The organism is Ancylobacter pratisalsi, from assembly GCF_010669125.1.
Classification (GTDB): Bacteria; Pseudomonadota; Alphaproteobacteria; order Rhizobiales; family Xanthobacteraceae; genus Ancylobacter; species Ancylobacter pratisalsi.
The window spans coordinates 3,279,610-3,297,893 of the sequence record NZ_CP048630.1 but is presented as its reverse complement, the minus strand read 5'-3'; the positions used below and the strand labels follow the sequence as shown (position 1 = coordinate 3,297,893).

Sequence of the window (18,284 nt, the reverse complement as noted above, 5' to 3'; positions counted from 1 at the left end):
GCGGTGTCGGGGGCTTTCAGCGGCTGCGGCCGCCGTGCCGGGTCGCGGCGACGGAGACGAAACCCGCCGCCGCCGCCGAGAGGGGCGAGCCACGCCGCCAGGCGGTGGCGACTTCCACGGCGGGCACCTCGTCGACGAGCACGCGCGCCTCGATCTTGTCGCCTTCCAGCGACCAGGGACGATAGGTCAGGTCCGGCAGCACCGCGACCCCCGCTCCGGTCGCCACCAGCGAGCGCACCGCCTCCACCGAACGGGTGCGGAACGCCACCGGGGGACGAATGCCGAGCCGGCGCCACACCACCTCGGAGGCCTCCGCGATCTCGTCGATGGTAAGCAGCACATGGGGCTCCCCGGCGAGGTCAAGGAGGCTTACGCGCTCCTCGGCAAGCGCGCGATGGCCGAGCGGCATCCACACCCGATAGGGGGAAACCTCAACGGATTCAGTCTGTAACGCGGCGGAACGCCGGCCCTGGGGCAGCACCATGACCGCGACATCGAGCTCGCCGCCGACCAGAAGGTGCTCCAGATAATCCGCCGCGTCTTCCACCGCTTCCACGGCGATGCCGGGAAAGGCGCGGCGGTACCGGGCAATCAGATCCGAATAGACATAGCCCGCCACCAGCGGCGTCACCCCGACCGACAGCCGCCCTGCCAATGCCGCCGTCTCGGGCCCGGCAAGGGCCCGGCGTGCATCGGCCACGTCGCCGAGAATCTTGCGGGCATGGCGCAGGAAGTGATGGCCCTTGAGGGTCAGGTCCGCCCCGCGGGCATGGCGCTCCAGCAGCTTGAAGCCGAGGTCCAGCTCCAGCTCGCGCAGTGCTTCCGTCACCGTGGACTGCGAGATCGACAGCGTATGCGCCGCCGAGGACACCGACCCGTTTTCCGCGACGGCCACGAAATACTGAAGCTGGCGCAGCGAGAAGGCCATCGGAAATTCCACGGGAGCCAGGGAACCACGATGGTAGCACCCCGCATCGAACCGTGGGTAGCCACCTCGACCACCGTGGAGCGTGAGGCGCATGAGGCGGCGCATGGGGAGCGTGAGGCGCGCGAATGGCGCGTGAGAAGCGTCAGACCGACCTCCCGCCGTGCCTCTTCCCACCGCTCACGACAGCGACGCGCGCCGCGACCGGGAAACAGAGGCCACTATCGCGTCAGCAGGCTCTTCAGCTCGAAGCCCTCGTCACCCGCCTGCGCGGGGGTGATCCGCGGCGTGCCGGCCAGCAGGCGACGGCCCAGCATGTGGTCGGCCGGGCGGTTGACGCTCTCGATGGCGGTGAGCACGCCGTCACGGAACCGGAACACGGAAAACCGCCGCGAGGCGGGATCGCCGCGCAGCACCGCGCTGTCCGTCGGGCCGGCAAGGCCAACGATCTGCAGCTTCAGGTCGCCCTGGTCGCTCCAGAACCACGGCACCGCCTCGAACGGCGCCGAGCGGCCCACAAGGCGGGCGGCCAGGCAGCGGGCCTGGTCCACCGCGTTCTGCACCGATTCCAGCCGCACCCGCCCCCCCGCGAAGCGGCTTGGATAGGCGACAGCATCGCCAATGGCCGAGATCGCCGGATCGGCGGTGGCCAGATGATCGTCCACCACGATGCCGTTCGCGATCTCAAGACCCGCCTCGGCCGCCAGTTCGACATTGGGCGTGACGCCGATGCCGGCCACCACGACATCGGCGGGATAGACCACCCCGTCGGTTGCCTCGACGCCGGTGACGCGCCCGCCCGCACCCGCCAGCCCGACCACGCCGGTGCCGAGCAGCAGCCGCGTGCCCATCGCCGCATGAGCCTCGACGAAGAAGGCCGACATGTCCGGCGAAACCGCGCGCGCCAGCGGCCGGGACGCAGCTTCCAGCACCGTCACCCCATGGCCCAGCGCACGCGCCACGGCGGCGAATTCCAGCCCGATGAAGCCCGCGCCGATGACCACCACATGGCGGGTGCCGGCAAGGGCTGACTTCAGCGCGTCGGCGTCCGCGCGGGTGCGCAGAGCGTGGAGGCCGCCCAGTTCGTGGCCGGGCACCGGCAGCGGCCGGTTGCGCGCCCCGGTGGCAAGCACGAGATGCTCGTAAGGCAGGCTCGCCCCGCCCTCCAGCAGAAGCCGGCGCCGCGCGCGGTCGATCCCGCTGGCGCGGCCATGGGCCAGAATAATGCGATGCTGGGTGTAGAACGCCGCCGGGCGCAGCTCGATCTGCTCGATCCCGGCATCGCCCTTGAGATAGGCCTTGGACAGCGGGGGGCGCTGGTAAGGCAGGCCCGGTTCATCGCCCAGCAGCGTGACCGGCCCGTCAAAGCCAGCCTCGCGCAAGGAGGCGGCGAGCTGGAAACCGCCCTGCCCCGCGCCCACAATGACGACACCCGCGCCCGCCGGCGCGTCGCTGGGTTCGGCCATCACCGTTCCTCCTTTGCAAGGGCTTCCGCCACCAGCCGGTCACGCTCGGCGTAGATCGTGTCGGTGATGCGGGCGAGGAATTCGGCGTCCGGCAGGCCGGGCGGCAGCGACGGCAGGATCGAGACGGTGATCTCGCCCGGCTTGATCGCGAAGGTGCGGGCGGGCCAGAACAGGCCGGCATTGTTCACCATCGGCACCACGGGCAGGCCGAGCGCCTTGTAGAGCAGCACCACGCCGCGCTGGAACTCGCCGCGCTCATCCACCGGCCGGCGCGTACCTTCGGGGAAGATCAGCAGGCTGCGCCCGTCCTCGCTCGCCGCGCGGGCCTCGCGGAACATCTTCTTCATCGAGCTTGCGCCGCCGGCGCGGTCGATCGCGATCATGGGCGAGTTCTTGAGGAACCAGCCAAAGATCGGGATGCGGTAAAGCTCCTCCTTCAGCACGATCGCCACGTCCGGCACCAGCACGGTGGCGGCGATGGTCTCGAAGGCGGACTGGTGGTTGGCGACGTAAAGCGCGGGGCCGGCCGGGCGGTTTTCCTCGCCAATGATGCGGTAGGCAAGACCGACCAGGCGCAGGATCCTGACCACGCCATCCGCCCAGAACCGCGAAACGCGCCGTGTCGTCCTGGGGTTCTTGCGGAGCATGAACCAGGGAACGAGCGGAGCGAAAATCACCGTCCACAGAACCAGCAGCAGCACAAAGACGGACGAACGCAGGCGGGGCATCGGGGAAGAAGAACCTCAAGAACGTGACGCGCCGGTCTAGCAGATCATGCCAGCGGAAGGGAGGCCCGGCAGAGGGGCCGGCGGAAGGAGCAGCCCGGTGCGGCGCGGGCGAGCCGACACCGCCCCCGCACCCTCACCCGCCGGTGCCGATCGGGGCGCTCTGCCCCGCGATCATTTCGAAGCGGTTCACGTCGAACATGCCGTAGTCGGTGATCTTGAGATGGGGAATGACCGGCAGCGGCAGGAACGCCACCTGAAGGAACGGCTCGGGCAGCACCACGCCGAGCGCCTTGGCGGCGGCGCGCAGCGGAATGAGCCCGTCATGCACCTCCTCGAACGAGGTCGTCGCCATCAGCCCCGCCACCGGCAGGGCGAGTTCGGCGCGCACCGCGCCGCCCTCCGCTACCACGAAGCCACCCTTCAGCTCGATCAGCCGGTTCACCGCCACCGCCATGTCGGCCTCGTCGGCGCCGACCACGCAGATATTATGGCTGTCATGGCCCACCGAGGAGGCGATGGCGCCGCGCTTCATGCCGAAGCCGTGCACGAAGCCGCGCCCGATGTTGCGGTTCTTGCCGTGGCGGGCGACCACGCACACCTTCACCGCGTCCTTGTCGAGATCGACCTGCTTCTCGCCATTGACCACCGGCAGGTCCAGGGTCATGTCCTCGGTGATGATGCGGCCGGGAATGACGCCCATGACGCGGGTGGACATGTCCGTGGCCGGAATGGCGAAATCGCCCGCGTCCACCTTCTCCGCCTTCATCGAGCCCAGCCCCACCGGCTCGACGAAGCCGCGCGAGGCGAACAGCTCGGGCGTCACCAGCCGCCCGGCGCTGATGACCTGACGCACGGCGCAGGCCTCCAGATCGTCCAGCAGCACGATGTCGGCGCGCCGGCCGGGCGCGATGAGCCCGCGATCGCGCAGGCCGAAGGCATTGGCGGCCGACCAGCTGGCGACCCGGTACACATGATGCAGCGGCGCGCCATGGCGGATCGCCTCGCGGATCATGTAGTCGAGATGGCCCTCCTCGGCGATGTCGAGCGGGTTGCGGTCGTCGGTGCAGAAGGCCAGGAAGGCGGACGTGTCGGCGGTGATGAGCGGGATCAGCGCATGCAGGTCCTTGGAGACCGAGCCCTCGCGGATCAGCACCGTCATGCCCTTGGCCAGCTTCTCGCGGGCCTCGGCCAATGCGGTGGCCTCGTGCTCGGTGCGGATGCCGGCGGCGATGTAGCCATTGAGGTCGCGCCCGCTCAACAGCGGGGCGTGGCCATCGATCGGCCCGCCGGAGAAGGCGGAGAGCTTGTCGAGGCAGCCCTCGTCCTTGAACAGCACGCCGGGGAAATTCATGAACTCGGCAAGGCCGATTCCGCTGGCATGGCCGCGCAGGGCGACCAGATCGGCCGCGCTCAGCTCCGCGCCCGAGGTCTCGAAAGTGGTGGCCGGCACGCAGGAGGAGAGCTGGACCCGCAGGTCCATGATGGTGTGTTCGGCCGAGCGCTGGAAGTAGCGGATGCCTTCCGCGCCAAGCACGTTGGCGATCTCGTGCGGATCGCAGATCGCGGTGGTCACGCCGCGCGGCAGCACGCAGCGGTCGAACTCCAGCGGCGTGACGAGCGAGGATTCGACATGCAGGTGGGTGTCGATGAAGCCCGGCACCGCGAACAGCCCGGCGCCGTCGATCTCGTGCGTGCCTTCATAGCTCTCATAGGTGCCGACGATGCGATCGCCGACGATGGCGATGTCGGTCTGCGTGACCGCGCCGGTGATGATGTCGAGCAGGCGCACGCCCTTGATCACGAGATCGGCGGGCGCGACCCCGCGTCCGGCGTCGATGAAGCGGGCGATCTCGGCGGGGGTGAGCGTGCTCATCATATCAGTCCTTCCAGGCACTGGCGGCATCGAGCCGGGCGATCTCGGCGGCGGTGAGGTTGACCGACGCCGCCGCCAACACGTCGCCAAGCTGCTCGACCTTCGAGGCGCTGGCGATCGGCGCGGTGATGCTCGGGCGGGCGATGATCCAGGCGAGCGCGACCGTCGCCGGGCTGACCTGGCGGGCCTGCGCCACATCATCCAGCGCGGCGAGAATGCGCAGGCCCCTCTCGTTGAGATACTTGTCGACCAGCCCCTTGCCGCGCACGCTCTTGGCGGCGTCGGCGGGCGCGCGGTACTTGCCGGTCAGGAAGCCCGCGGCGAGGGAGAAATAGCTGATCACGCCGAGCGCGTTGCGGCTGCAGATCGGCTCCAGCTCGGCCTCATAGCCGGCGCGCTCGCACAGATTATATTCCGGCTGCAGGGTCTCGTAGCGCGGCAGCTTCTCGCGGGCCGCGACGGCCAGCGCCTCGAACAGGCGCGAGGCGGAAAGGTTGGAGGCGCCGATGACGCGCACCTTGCCGGCGGCGATCAGCTTCTCATAGGCCTCCAGCACGTCCTCGAACGGGGTGTCGGGATCGTCCCAGTGCGACTGGTAGAGGTCGATATAATCGGTCTGGAGCCGGGTCAGCGAGGCGTCGACCGCGCGGGCGATGTAGTCGGGCTTCAGGCAGTAGCCGCCCTGCCCCATGTCGCCGCCGACCTTGGTGGCAATGACGAGCCGGGAGCGGTTGCCGCGCGCCTTCATCCATTTGCCGATCACGGACTCGGATTCACCACCCACATGTCCCTGCACCCAGCGCGAATAGACGTCGGCGGTGTCGATGAAATTGAAGCCGGCCTCGGTCAGCGCGTCGAGGATGCGGAACGAGGTCGCTTCATCGGCTGTCCAGCCGAACACGTTGCCTCCCAGGCACAGCGGGGGGACCAGTATGTCGGAGCGGCCTAGTCGTCGCATTTCCATGCGTTGATCCTTCTGCTTCGCGAGAGCCTGCCGGCGGATGGCGCGCGAGTTTAGGGCAGCGCAGCCCCGCTGCTAACCACCCCTGTGTTGTACCTTCGGGCACGGCCGGCCGACGATAATGCCCAGTTGCGACATTCCAACGATGCGGGAATGGTTACGCCGCGCCCCGCTCCTGCGCCAGCTGCGTCTCGGCGCGGCGTTGCAGCGCGGGCAGGTCGACCTTGCCACCGGAGGTGCGCGGCCAGTCGTCGAGGCAGAGGAAACGCCGCGGAATCTTGTACGCCGCCAGCAGCGGGCGCAGCGCGGCGCGCAGTCCGGCCTCGTCGACCCGCCCCTCCCCGGCCACGGGCGCGCCGCGCAGCACGGCGACCAGCCGCACCCCGCGCAGCGCGTCGTTGACCCCGAACACCGCCGCCTCCTCGATGCCGGGCAGGCCCGCCAGCGCCGCCTCGATCTCCTCGGGGTAGACGTTCTGCCCGGAAGTGACGAGCATGCGCTTCTCGCGCCCGGCGAGAAACAGGAAGCCGGCCGCGTCCCGCCAGCCGCGATCGCCCACGCTCATGAAGCCGCCGTCGCGGCGCATCTCCCCGGATCCGCCGCAGGCATAGCCGTCGAACAGCATCGAGCTGGCGACCCAGATCGTCCCGGTCTCCCCGGCCGGCACATCGTTGCCCTCCCCGTCGCGGATGGCGAGCGTCACGCCGGGTGCGGGCCGGCCGACCGAGCCCTCGGGCACGGCGTCTGCGGGGTGGCCGATGGTGATGAAACTGGTTTCCGAGGCGCCGTAGAATTCGAAGATGCGGGCGTTGGGAAACAGCGCATGGGTGGCCGCGCGCGTGCCCGGCTGCCATTTGGCGCCGCTGATCATGAGCGCGCGCACGGTGGGAAAGCGCGCACCCTCGCCCATCCTGATCAGCATCTGCAGCTGGGTGGGCGTGGCATAGAGCGCGGTGACGCCATGGCGGACGATGAGCGCGAACACATGTTCCGGGTTGAAATGGCGCATCATCACCGCGCAGGCGCCGACATGAAGCGCATGGACGACGCCATACAGATGAAGCGAGGCGGCAAGCCCGCCGGGCGCCAGGATCACGTCCTGCGACCCGAGCCCGAAGGCGGCGGCGCTGACGTGGAAGCTGTCGATCCACGAGCGGTGGCCACGGCGATAGCCCTTCGGCAGCCCGGTGGTGCCCGAGGTGAAGCCGACATAGAACGGTGCGTCCGGCGACGGCGGCGCGGGCCAGGACGGAGAGGGGTTGATCCCGGATCCTGAAACGGCCGGCTGCTGCGCCAGCGTCAGATCCGGCGCCACGGCGGCGGCGAGCGCGGCGCGGGTCGCGGGCGGCCAGGCGGGATCATAGACCAGCGCTTCGCGTCCCGAGACCGCGCAGGCCATGAACAGCTCGACCAGCGCGGGGGAATTGGCCAGCGCCAGCGCAATGGAAGCGCCCGGCGCGGTGCGGGCCTGAAGCCAGCCCGCCAGCCCCGCCACGCGTGCGCACAGGCCCGCGCGATCCAGCACCTCGCCATCGCAGACAAGCGCGGGCCGGGCGGGATCCGCCAGCGCCAGCGCGGGCAGACGGGCGCCGATGGTTTCGCCGCTCACCGCTCACGCATGGCGCGACAGCAGCGCATCCGGCATGCCGCGCGCCACCGTCTGGGCGATGAAGGCCACCAGAACCGCCTTGATGACATCGCCGGGAATGAAGATCAGCACCGCCTTGGTGGCGTCGAGAAGCGACAGATTGGCCTTCAGCGCCAGGCCGACAATGCCACAGGCATACATCACAACGATGCCGCCGATGACGGAGGCGATGAGCGCGGAGGCGAACACCGCCTGTGCGCGCATCACCTGCATCAGCCAGCCGCTGACAAACGCCACCGCGACCCAGCCGAAGATGAAACCGACCGAGGGGGTGAAGAACACGCCGAGCCCGCCGCGCCCGCCCGCCAGCAGCGGCGCGCCAAGCGCCACCACGAACAGCACCAGCACCATGGTCAGCGCCCCGCGCCAGGCGCCGAGCATCACCCCAGCCAGCATCGCGCCCATGCTCTGCGCGGTGATCGGCACGCCGCCGGCAAGCGGAATGTCGAATTTCGGCAAGAGGCCGAGCACGGCGAAGATGGCGGCATAAAGCGCGATCTGCACCAGCGAGCGCTCCTTCATCGGCGGTCTCCTCGAATGACGCCGCCGCGCGCGGCCAGCGCCTCGGCGACATGATGGGAAAGTCTCAGCGTCTGGATACAGAAGGACGCCAGAAGGCGCCAGCCGCCGCGTCGCCCGGTGCGCGCGCGCCAGCTCTCGTTCAGCGCCTCCCACAGCGCGAACAGCAGCGGCACGAAGCGGATCATCATCGCCACCGCCAGCGCCACCGCGCGCGGCGACACCCCGATGAGGGAGAGCGGACGCAACAGCGGCTCGATGGCGTCCATCATCGCGTCCATGCGCGTGGTCATGGTCACCGCATTGGCCAGAAGCACCATGGCGATGAGGCGCAGGGCGGTGGCCACACCCAGCCAGATGTCGCCATTCCACCCGTGGAAGGCGAGCAGGAGGACGAGCAGCGGCCACATCGGGCGCAGCAACGCGATCTGCCGCAAGGCCGGGCGGCCAAGCGAGACATAGAGCAGCAGCGTGGCGACGAGCAGCCCCGCCATCGCCGCCACCGCGTCGATCGGCGCCACGACAAGGCTCACCAGCGCCAGCGCCAGCAGTTTCCAGCCCGCCGGAATGCCATGCAGCCAGGTGCGTTCGGCCAGATAGAGCGAGATCACGCCGGGCCCTCCGCACCGAGCGCCTCGGCGAAGGCGCGGTAGGCGCCGAGCACCGCGTCCGGCGCGCCATCCATCCGCACCCGGCCCTCATGGAGCCAGACCACGCGGTCATAGGTGGTGAGGGCGTCGAGTTCGTGGGCGATCATCACCACCTGCTGGTCCAGGGTGGCGATCAGCCGCTCCAGCCGCCGCCTTGTCGGCAGGTCGAGGCTGGAGAACGGCTCGTCGAGGATCAGCACCGCCGGTTCCATCACCAGCACGGCGATGATGCACAAAAACTGCTTCTCGCCTTCCGACAGCGTGTGCACCGGCCGTTCCGCCCAATGCGCGCGCCCGAAGCGGGCCAGCGCGGGAAGCGAGGCTTTCAACGCCTCGCGGCGTGACTGGCCGGCCTGTTCGAGGCTGAAGGCGACTTCCTCGGCGACGGTGGGAAAGATGATCTGGTGGTCCGGGTTCTGGAAGATGAACCCGACCTTGCGCGGCAGCACGGCCGCGTTGCCGGCGGCATCGAGACCGTGGACCACGACGCGGCCTTCATCGGCACTGAGAAGCCCGTTGAACAGGCGCACCAGCGAGCTTTTGCCCGAGCCATTGCAACCGATCAGCCCGATCCGCCGCTCGGCCAGCTCCAGCGACAGCGCGTCGAGCACCACGCGCCCGTCGCGCCGAAGGGTCACCTTGTCGAGAAGGATCGAGGCGTCGCTCATGCGGCAGGTATCCCCGTGTCGTGGCGCACTTGGTCTGACACGCGGTGAAGATGAGGCCCCCCGGACAGCGCCCGGGGAGGAAGAGGCTATTGTGAGGGCCGGCTCACAGCATTTCCAGCGAGCGCTTGCGGCCCGGCGGGGGGAAGGCGGCGTCGAGCGCGGCGAAATCGTCGGCGTCGAGCGCGATGTCGCGCGCGCCGGCATTCTCGCGCATGTGCACGGGACGCGAGGCCTTGGGAATGACGATGTTGTTCGGGCTGCGCAGGGCCCAGGCCAGCGCGATCTGGAACGGCTTGGCGTTGTGCTTGGCCGCGATGTCCGACAGCACGCCCGCCGTCTTGATGCGGCCCTGCTCGATCGGGCTGTAGGCCATCAGGGGCACTTCGTGCTCTTCCAGCCACGGCAGCAGGTCCCATTCCGGCCCGCGACGGGTCAGATTGTACAGCACCTGATTGACCGCGCAGCTCTCGCCGCCGGGGGTCTGGTACAGTTCGTTCATGTCGTCGGTGTCGAAGTTCGAGACGCCCCAGTGGCGGATCTTGCCGGCCGTCTTCAGGTGCTCGAAGCCGATGATGGTCTCGGCCAGCGGCACGCCGCCGCGCCAGTGCAGGAGATAGAGGTCGATCTGCTCGGTCTTCAAGCGCTTCAGGCTGCGCTCGCAGGCGGCGACGACGCCGGCGCGGCTGGCATTCTGCGGATAGACCTTGCTGACGAGAAACACCTTGTCGCGCAGGCCGGCCAGCGCTTCGCCCAGGAAGCTCTCGCAGGCACCGTCGCCATACATCTCGGCGGTGTCGACGAGCGTCATGCCCAGCTCGACGCCGAGGCGGACCGATTCGATCTCATCCTTCCGTGCCGAGGAGCGCTCACCCATCATCCAGGTGCCGATGCCGAGCGCGGGAACCTTTTCACCGCCGGGAAGAACCACCTTGCCGCTCATCATTCACCTCGCTTGCTGTTCCCCCGACCGATTGCCATCCCCGCCCCCGCGACGCAAGTGCCGCCCGGCCCGCATGTCGTGCACAGTCCCTCGCGGGGCGGGCGCCAGCGGCGGCTTACCGTGCTATTTATCAGGTGATCCGTTCCCCCGCGTCCCGCCCCACCGAACCCATGGCCGCCCCGACCCTGACGAGTTCCCCGAACCCCATCGACCCCGCCGGCACGCCGGAGCCGAGCCTGGCGATCGGGCTGGCGGCGGTGATCGTCGCGGTGACCGGCGACGACCCCAAGGTGCTCGCCATCCGCCACGCCGACGGTCGCGAGGCGCTGCCCTCCGGCCCGCTGGAGCGCGGCCACCGCACGCTGGAGACCGGCCTCAGGACCTGGGTGGAGCGGCAGACGCTGCAGAAGCTCGGCTATGTCGAGCAGCTCTACACCTTCGGCGATCGCGACCGTGGCGAGGACGGACGGCGCGCGCTGTCGCTGGCCTATCTCGCTCTGGTGCGCGAGGCCCGTCCGGCGGGCGACGCCGACGCCGCCTGGCAGAGCTGGTACCGCTATTTCCCCTGGGAGGACTGGCGCGACGGCCGCCCCGCCGTGCTCGACGCGCTGGAGCCGGGGCTGCGGGCCTGGGCGGCGGCGGCCGCCAATCCGCGCATGGGCGAGATGCGCGCGGAACGCGTGACACTGTGCTTCGGCGGCACCGGCTGGAACGAGGAGCGCGTGCTGGAGCGCTACGAACTGCTCTATGAGGCCGGGCTGGTGGCCGAGGCGCTGCGCGAACGCGGCTCCTCGCGCGCCGCACCCGCGCCTTCCGGCATGGAGATGCGCGAGGACCACCGCCGCATGCTGGCGCTGGCCATCGCCCGGCTGCGCGGCAAGATCAAATACCGCCCGGTGGTGTTCGAACTGATGGCCCCGAGCTTCACCCTGCTGCAGTTGCAGCGCACCGTGGAGGCGCTCTCGGGGGTGCGGCTGCACAAGGGCAATTTCCGCCGCCTGATCGAGCAGCAGCGCCTGGTCGAGGAAACCGGCGAGACCACGACGGAAACCGGCGGGCGCCCGGCCCGGCTGGTGAGCTTCCGCCGCGAGGTGCTGCTGGAACGCCCGGCGCCCGGCGTGCGCCTGCCCGGCGGCTTTGGCCGGCGCTAGGCGCCCGCTCTCTTCCTGACACATGAAGGATCAAGGACATGACCCGGTTCATCGGCAGGCGTGTACTCATTACCGGCGGCACCAGCGGCATGGGGCTGGCCGGGGCGCGGCGGATCGCTGCCGAGGGCGGCGCGGTCGCGGTGACCGGCCGCGATGTCGCGCGCCTCGACGCCACCGCGCGGGAATTGCCGGAAGGCGCACGGGTGATCGCCAATGACGCCGCCGATCCCGGCGCGACGCGGGCGCTGGTCGACGCGGCGCAGGCGATGGGCGGGCTCGACGGGCTGTGGCTCAACGCCGCCTATGCCGAGATCGGGCCGATCGAGGAGGTAACGGCACAGGCTTTCGACGCCATGATGGCCGCCAATGTACGTGGCCCGATGCTCCAGCTGGCCGCGCTCTCGCCCCACCTCAAAGCGGGAGCCTCGGTGGTCGTGACCTCCTCCAGCTCGACCTATGAGGGCGCGGCGATGACCAGCCTATATGCGGCGACCAAGGGCGCGGTGATCGCGATGGCGCGGAGCTGGGCCCGCGCGCTGGCGCCGCGCGACATCCGCGTCAACGTGCTGGTGCCGGGGCCGATCGAGACCAATTTCCGCCATTTCCTGCCGGAGGAGGCGCGCGGCGCGTTCGAGGACTTCGTCGTCGGACAGGTGCCGCTGCGCCGCGCCGGCACGCCGGAGGAAGCGGCGGCGGTGGCACTGTTCCTGCTGAGCGAGGATGCGTCCTATGTGACCGGCAGCCAGTACGCGGTGGATGGCGGGCTGATCATGCAGTGAGCGAAGACGGGGCGCGCGGCTACTCGCGCCCGTCGATCCATTTCGACATCACCACACGCGGGGCGACCTCGAAACCGAGCGTCTCGTAAAAGGCGACGACGCCCGTATTGGTCTCGCGCACCAGGAGCTGCGCCTTCACCACGCCGCGCTCCCTCAGCCAGCCCTCGGCGGCCTCCACCATGGCCGCGCCGACGCGCTGGCGCTGGATCATCGGATCCACAGCGACGTAATAGAGCCAGCCGCGATGGCCATCATGGCCGACCATCACCGACGCCGTCACGCGCCCGCATTCGAGCCGTCCCACCAGGACGGTCGCGTTCGGGCCCGCGAGCGCGAAGCGGAAGTCGGCGGCGGGGTCGTTATAGGGCACGACCAGCCCGCAGGCCCGCCACAGATAGACCACCGCCCGCTCGTCATTCGCCGTTGCCGGCTCGATCGTCATCGTCATGTGCACCTCCCCGAAAAGCACCGCCCGATTCCATCGCCGAACCGGATCACCCCATTTGTGACGCGCAGTTGACAGCGACTTATACTCAGTTCTAGCATAACCCTCGACAGGCCGGGCTGGATGCCCGGTCTTCTTTGGATCTAGATATACTCAAAACGAGCATAAGGGAGGTCGCGATGCTGGATCTCAACGTCGCCACCCGTGCCGAAAACGTCAACGAATTCTCCCGCGCCTACGTGCCCGAGGGGGCACCGCAGGTACCGGACATGCCGCTGGCGCATCTGTATGCCCGCGTGTCAAAGCACGTCACCCCGGCCGAATGGCCACTGATCGCGCGCGATGTCGAAGCCATCGAGCGGCTGAAGCGCGAGCGTAATGCCGTGGTGCTGGGCCACAATTACCAGGCACCGGAAATCTTCAACACCGTGGCCGACATTGTCGGCGACAGCCTGGCGCTGGCCCGCGAGGCGGTGACGGTGGACGCCGACGTCATCGTCATGGCCGGCGTGCACTTCATGGCCGAGACCGCCAAGCTGCTGAACCCTTCCAAGACCGTGCTGATGCCGGACATGAAGGCGGGCTGCTCGCTCGCCGAGAGCATCACCGCTGCCGATATCCGCCTGCTGCGCCAGCGCTACCCCGGCGTGCCGGTGGTAACCTACGTGAATACCTCCGCCGAGGTGAAGGCCGAGAGCGACTATTGCTGCACCTCCGGCAACGCGGTGAAGGTGGTGCGCGCGGTCGCGCGCGAATGGGGCGTCAACCGCATCCTGATGCTGCCGGACGAGTACCTCGCCCAGAACGTTCAGAAGGAGGTTCCCGAGCTGGAGCTGATCGCGTGGAAGGGCCATTGCGAGGTGCATGAGCGCTTCACCCCGGCCGACATCCGCGACCTGCGCGAGAACCATCCCGGTGTGGTCGTGCTCGCCCACCCCGAATGCCCGCCGGAAGTGGTCGCGGCGGCCGACTATGCCGGCTCCACCGCCGGCATGGCGGACTATGTGCGCGACGAGAAGCCGGCGCGCGTGGTGCTGATCACCGAATGCTCCATGGCCGACAATGTCGCGGTGGGCCACCCCGACATCGAGTTCGTGCGGCCCTGCAATCTGTGCCCGCACATGCGCCGCATCACGCTGGGCAACATCCGGCGTTCGCTGGAGACCATGACCCACCAGGTCGAGATCGACCCCGCCATCGCCGACCGCGCCCGGCTCGCCGTCGAGCGCATGCTCGCCATCCGCTGAGGACAGGGCGGCAGTTGAGGACATGGCGGTGGAACAGCCGATCGGACACTCCCCGGACAGCGTGATCGTGGTCGGCGGCGGCATTGCCGGCCTTGCCACCGCGCTGCGCCTCGCCCCGCTTCCGGTCACCCTCGTTGTCATGGCCCCGCTCGGCGCCGAGGCCGCCACGGGCTGGGCGCAGGGCGGCATCGCGGCGGCCATAGGCGCGGGCGACGACGCGGAATTCCATGCCCGCGACACGCTGGCCGCCGGCGCTGGGCTGAGCGAGGCCGATGTCGCGCGCAACGTCGCCGGGGCGGCGGGCGAGGCCATCGACTGGCTGGTCGGGCTCGGCACGCCGTTCGACCGCGCCCCCGACGGGAGCCTCGCGCTCGGGCTGGAAGCCGCCCATTCGCGCCGGCGCATCGTCCACGCCGCGGGCGACGGCACCGGCCGCGTGGTGCTGGAGACGCTGGTCGCGGCGGCGCGCGCCTGCCCCTCCCTCCGCGTGATCGAGGGCCAGCGCGCCATCACGCTTCTGAAGGACGCAACCGGCCGCGTGGCGGGGATCGCGGTGCAGGATCGCGAAGGCCGTCTGGGCACGCTGTCCGGGCGCGCGGTGGTGCTGGCGACCGGCGGGCTGGGCGGGCTTTACGGCTCCACCACCAATCCGCTCGGCGCCACCGGCTCCGGGCTGGCGCTGGCGGCGCGGGCCGGCGCGGTGCTGCGCGACATGGAGTTCGTGCAGTTTCACCCTACCGCCATCGCGGTCGGCGCAGACCCCATGCCGCTCGCCACCGAGGCGCTGAGGGGCGAAGGCGCGAAGCTGTTCAACGAGCGCGGCGAGCGCTTCATGAGCGAGGTGCCCGGCCAGGAGCTGGCGCCGCGCGACGTGGTGGCCCGCGCCATCTTCCGCGAAATCGCGGCCGGGCGCCGGGTGGTGCTGGACGCGCGCATGGACGGGGTCGAAGAGCGCTTTCGCGGCGTGGTCGCGCTGTGCCGCGCCAATGGGCTGGACCCTTTGCGCGCGCCGATACCGGTGCGGCCGGCGGCGCATTATCATATGGGCGGCATCCGGGTGGACGGCGCCGGACGCGCCAGTGTGCCGGGCCTCTGGGCCTGCGGCGAGGTCGCCTCAACCGGGCTGCACGGTGCCAACCGGCTGGCCAGCAACTCGCTGCTGGAAGCGCTGGCCTATGCGCAATGGATCGCGGCCGACATCGGGGGCGAAGACGCCCGACCGGGCCGCCCGGACGGCGCTGTCATGCCTGTGCGCCCTTCCCCCGCACGCGCCGAGATCCGCGCGCTGATGGACGCCAAGGTCGGCGTGGTGCGCGAGGCCGGCCTGCTCGACGCGGCGGTCGCGCGCCTCGGCATGCTCGCCGCCAGCGGGGAGGACGACCTCGCCCTCGTCGCCTGGCTGGTGGCCGATGCCGCGCGGCGCCGGGAGGAGAGCCGGGGCGGCCATTTCCGTGCCGACCATCCCCTGCCCGCCGAGACCGCCCGACACGGGCAGACCACGCTAGACGAACGGTTCGGCAACGCCGCCGGCATCCGGCAGGTGGCCTGAATTCCCGACATGCCTGTTTCCCTGCCCGCCCGCCTCCTGGGCACGCGCACTGCCAGAACCCTGCGAGTACCGTCATGACGCCTTCTCTTCCGCCCCTCCCCCGCCTGCTGGTCGAACCGATCGTGCGCGCGGCGCTGATCGAGGATCTCGGCCGCGCCGGCGATGTGACGACCGATTCGGTCGTGCCCGCGAGCACCCGCTTCGAGGCCGTCATCGCCAGCCGGCAGCCCGGCGTGGTGGCCGGCATCGACGCGGCGGTGATCGCGTTCGAGCTGATCGACCCGGCGCTGAAGGTCACGATTGAGCGCGGCGACGGCAGCCCCGTCGCGCCCGGCGATGTGGTGATGCGCCTGTCCGGCCCGGCCCGCGCCATCCTCACCGCCGAGCGCGTGGCGCTGAACATCGCCTGCCGCATGTCCGGCATCGCCACCGCCACCGCCGGCATCGTCGAGATCGCCCGCCAGCACGGCACGGCCCACATCGTGTGCACCCGCAAGACCACGCCGGGCCTGCGCGGGCTGGAAAAGCACGCGGTACGGGCGGGCGGGGGCTCCAATCACCGCTTCGGCCTCGATGACGCGGTGCTGATCAAGGACAACCACATCGCCGTCGCCGGCGGGGTGTTGCCCGCCATCCGCGCCGCCAAGGCCAATGCCGGGCACATGGTGAAGATCGAGGTCGAGGTCGACACGCTCGCGCAGCTCGAAGAGGTGATGAGCGAGGGCGTCGACGCGGTGCTGCTCGACAACATGGACCCCGCCACACTGGCCCGCGCCGTCGCCATGGTGGGCGGCCGGGCGCTGACCGAAGCCTCGGGCCGGGTCTCGCGCGACACCGTCGGCGCCATCGCCGCCAGCGGCGTGGATCTCATTTCCGTCGGCTGGATCACCCACTCCGCGCCGATCCTCGATCTGGGCCTGGACGCGGCGCAGGCGTGAGGGCCGATATGAACGGCTGAATATCGGGCACAGGCCCGATTGCCCTTGAATGAGGCATGCTTTTGTGCGATGCATCTAAGGGTCTGCTAATGGTTATGCGGGAGAGACCGACAGTCCTCCCGGACATGTGTCGGCGCCGACGGAGCAACCCCCCAGGAAACTCTCAGGCACCAGGGACCGCGTAATCAGGACGATCTGGAGAGAGGCATCGGCGCCGCCTGTTTGGCGTCAGGATGCCCACCGAAGGGGAAGCCCGGGAAGGCCAGACGGCATGTCGCCGTTCCGTCCCGGGGCGAGCTCTCAGGTACCGCGACAGATTGGGGACAGCCGGCCGGACCGCCACGGGGCGGGATCGGTTTCGTCGTCCTCAAGCGCGGGAGCCACCCATGCGCCAGATTGCCGTTGTCGGAGCCGGAATCACCGGTATCACCACCGCTTACGCCCTCAACGAAAAGGGCTATGACGTCACCGTCATCGATCGCCAGCGCTACGCGGCGATGGAGACCTCCTTTGCCAATGGCGGCCAGCTCTCGGCCTCCAACGCCGAGGTGTGGAACTCCTGGGCCACGGTGATGAAGGGCATCAAATGGATGCTCAAGCCCGACGCGCCGCTGCTGATGAACCCCAAGCCTTCCTGGCACAAATATTCCTGGATGGCCGAATTCCTCGGCAACATCCCGAACTACGAAGCCAACACGGTTGAAACCACGCGCCTCGCCATCAAGGCCCGCGAGCACATGTTCGCGATCGCCGCGCGCGAGAAGATCGACTTCAACCACGAGACCCGCGGCATCCTGCACATCTACCGCGACAAGCCGAGCTATGACGCCGCGGCCAAGGTGAACGCGCTCTACGCCGCCGGCGGACTGGAGCGCCGTGCGGTTACCCCCTCCGAGATGCGGGCCATCGAGCCGACCCTGCACGGCTCCTATTATGGCGGCTTCTACACACCGTCCGATTCCACCGGCGACATCCACAAATTCACCTTCGGCCTCGCCGAGGTCTGCCGCCGCAAGGGCGTGCACTTCATCAGCGAGGCGAGCGTCGACAGCGTGCGTCACACCGGGCGCGGGCCCGACGGCACCGGCGTCGAGATCGCCTTTACCGTGGCGCCCGACGCCGAGGACTCCACGCCGCGCAGCGAGGTGCTTTCCTTCGATGCCGTGGTGGTGTGCGCCGGCGTCGGCTCGCGCGCCCTCGCCGCCGCGCTCGGCGACCGGGTGAACATCTACCCGGTGAAGGGCTACTCGATCACCGTGATGCTGGACGACGAAGCCAGCCAGAACGGCGCGCCCTGGGTGAGCCTTCTGGACGACAAGACCAAGATCGTCACCTCGCGCCTGGGCAAGGACCGCTTCCGCGTCGCCGGCACCGCCGAGTTCAACGGCGAGAACCGCGACATCCGCGCCGACCGCATCCGCCCGCTGGTGGACTGGACGCGCAAGCTGTTCCCGGACGTTTCCACCGCCCGCGTGGTGCCGTGGGCGGGCCTGCGCCCGATGCTGCCCAACCTAATGCCCCGCGTCGACGCCGGCAAGAAGCCCGGCGTGTTCTACAACACCGGCCACGGGCATCTGGGCTGGACGCTGTCCTGCGCCACCGCCGAGATGATCGCGGCGAAGATCGAGACCGCGATGCCGCTTGATACCCCCGCGCCGATGCTGCGCATGGCGGCCGAGTAGCGGGGCCAAGCTCTCCCGCACCAAACTCTCCCGCCCTAGGCTCTGCCGCCTGGTGACGGGTGTTCATTGCGGCAGCGATAAAAGAAGGGCGGGGGTGAGGAATGCCTCACCCCCG

At 69.6% G+C, this 18,284-nt stretch carries 17 protein-coding genes and 2 riboswitches; of the genes, 6 read left to right on the top strand and 11 right to left on the bottom strand.

Annotated features, from left to right (window positions below; genetic code table 11):
• Nucleotides 1-16 precede the first annotated feature (16 nt).
• From G3A50_RS15470 to G3A50_RS15425, 10 genes are all read right to left on the bottom strand, one after another.
• On the bottom strand, nucleotides 17-928 hold the full coding sequence (locus G3A50_RS15470) for a LysR substrate-binding domain-containing protein (RefSeq protein ID WP_163076099.1): 912 nt from the start codon (nucleotides 926-928) through the stop codon (nucleotides 17-19).
• A 218-nt stretch (nucleotides 929-1,146) separates the two neighbouring features.
• On the bottom strand, nucleotides 1,147-2,391 hold the full coding sequence (locus tag G3A50_RS15465; RefSeq protein ID WP_163076098.1) for an NAD(P)/FAD-dependent oxidoreductase: 1,245 nt from the start codon (nucleotides 2,389-2,391) through the stop codon (nucleotides 1,147-1,149).
• The gene (locus tag G3A50_RS15460; RefSeq protein WP_163076097.1) at nucleotides 2,391-3,119 is read right to left on the bottom strand and encodes a lysophospholipid acyltransferase family protein; all 729 of its coding nucleotides are present in this window, start codon (nucleotides 3,117-3,119) and stop codon (nucleotides 2,391-2,393) included. Before G3A50_RS15460 ends, G3A50_RS15465 begins: the two co-directional genes overlap by 1 nt.
• A gap of 133 nt (nucleotides 3,120-3,252) precedes the next feature.
• Complete coding sequence (ade, locus tag G3A50_RS15455; RefSeq protein WP_163077700.1) at nucleotides 3,253-4,992, bottom strand: adenine deaminase; 1,740 nt, start codon at nucleotides 4,990-4,992, stop codon at nucleotides 3,253-3,255.
• A gap of 4 nt (nucleotides 4,993-4,996) precedes the next feature.
• Nucleotides 4,997-5,956: an aldo/keto reductase gene (locus tag G3A50_RS15450; RefSeq protein WP_163076096.1), complete on the bottom strand. Its 960-nt coding sequence runs from the start codon at nucleotides 5,954-5,956 to the stop codon at nucleotides 4,997-4,999.
• Between the two features lie 154 nt (nucleotides 5,957-6,110).
• On the bottom strand, nucleotides 6,111-7,562 hold the full coding sequence (locus G3A50_RS15445) for an AMP-binding protein (RefSeq protein WP_163076095.1): 1,452 nt from the start codon (nucleotides 7,560-7,562) through the stop codon (nucleotides 6,111-6,113).
• Nucleotides 7,563-7,565: 3 nt separating this feature from the next.
• On the bottom strand, nucleotides 7,566-8,123 hold the full coding sequence (locus G3A50_RS15440) for a biotin transporter BioY (protein WP_163076094.1): 558 nt from the start codon (nucleotides 8,121-8,123) through the stop codon (nucleotides 7,566-7,568).
• The gene (locus G3A50_RS15435; protein ID WP_163076093.1) at nucleotides 8,120-8,731 is read right to left on the bottom strand and encodes an energy-coupling factor transporter transmembrane component T family protein; all 612 of its coding nucleotides are present in this window, start codon (nucleotides 8,729-8,731) and stop codon (nucleotides 8,120-8,122) included. The genes G3A50_RS15440 and G3A50_RS15435 overlap by 4 nt, the downstream gene beginning before the upstream one ends.
• Nucleotides 8,728-9,438 (bottom strand): energy-coupling factor ABC transporter ATP-binding protein, encoded by a 711-nt coding sequence (locus tag G3A50_RS15430; protein WP_163076092.1) that lies wholly within the window; start codon nucleotides 9,436-9,438, stop codon nucleotides 8,728-8,730. Before G3A50_RS15430 ends, G3A50_RS15435 begins: the two co-directional genes overlap by 4 nt.
• Nucleotides 9,439-9,541: 103 nt before the next feature.
• Nucleotides 9,542-10,378 (bottom strand): aldo/keto reductase, encoded by an 837-nt coding sequence (locus tag G3A50_RS15425; RefSeq protein WP_163077698.1) that lies wholly within the window; start codon nucleotides 10,376-10,378, stop codon nucleotides 9,542-9,544.
• A 170-nt stretch (nucleotides 10,379-10,548) separates the two neighbouring features.
• Between G3A50_RS15425 and G3A50_RS15420 the strand changes: the two genes are divergently transcribed.
• Both G3A50_RS15420 and G3A50_RS15415 read left to right on the top strand, forming a co-directional pair.
• A complete protein-coding gene (locus G3A50_RS15420) occupies nucleotides 10,549-11,529 on the top strand; it encodes an NUDIX hydrolase (RefSeq protein WP_163076091.1) in 981 nt (326 codons plus the stop codon).
• Between the two features lie 38 nt (nucleotides 11,530-11,567).
• Nucleotides 11,568-12,308 carry an SDR family oxidoreductase gene (locus tag G3A50_RS15415; protein WP_163076090.1) on the top strand — a complete coding sequence of 247 codons (741 nt, stop codon included), beginning with the start codon at nucleotides 11,568-11,570 and terminating at the stop codon, nucleotides 12,306-12,308.
• A 19-nt stretch (nucleotides 12,309-12,327) separates the two neighbouring features.
• Here G3A50_RS15415 and G3A50_RS15410 read toward each other — a convergent pair whose 3' ends face one another.
• Entirely contained in the window at nucleotides 12,328-12,756 is a 429-nt protein-coding gene (locus tag G3A50_RS15410; RefSeq protein ID WP_163076089.1) for a GNAT family acetyltransferase, read from the bottom strand.
• 266 nt (nucleotides 12,757-13,022) lie between these two features.
• Here G3A50_RS15410 and nadA point away from each other — a divergent pair, with 266 nt between their 5' ends.
• From nadA to G3A50_RS15390, 4 genes are all read left to right on the top strand, one after another.
• On the top strand, nucleotides 13,023-14,000 hold the full coding sequence (gene nadA / locus G3A50_RS15405; protein WP_246252489.1) for a quinolinate synthase NadA: 978 nt from the start codon (nucleotides 13,023-13,025) through the stop codon (nucleotides 13,998-14,000).
• 40 nt (nucleotides 14,001-14,040) lie between these two features.
• Nucleotides 14,041-15,549, top strand: a complete 1,509-nt coding sequence (locus tag G3A50_RS15400; protein ID WP_163077697.1) for an L-aspartate oxidase — start codon at nucleotides 14,041-14,043, stop codon at nucleotides 15,547-15,549.
• A 74-nt stretch (nucleotides 15,550-15,623) separates the two neighbouring features.
• Nucleotides 15,624-16,487 carry a carboxylating nicotinate-nucleotide diphosphorylase gene (nadC, locus tag G3A50_RS15395; protein ID WP_163076087.1) on the top strand — a complete coding sequence of 288 codons (864 nt, stop codon included), beginning with the start codon at nucleotides 15,624-15,626 and terminating at the stop codon, nucleotides 16,485-16,487.
• A gap of 88 nt (nucleotides 16,488-16,575) precedes the next feature.
• A riboswitch (glycine riboswitch) is annotated at nucleotides 16,576-16,677 on the top strand.
• 1 nt (nucleotide 16,678) lies between these two features.
• A riboswitch (glycine riboswitch) is annotated at nucleotides 16,679-16,807 on the top strand.
• Nucleotides 16,805-18,169, top strand: a complete 1,365-nt coding sequence (locus G3A50_RS15390) for a D-amino acid dehydrogenase (protein ID WP_163076086.1) — start codon at nucleotides 16,805-16,807, stop codon at nucleotides 18,167-18,169. It overlaps the preceding riboswitch by 3 nt.
• Nucleotides 18,170-18,284 lie beyond the last annotated feature (115 nt).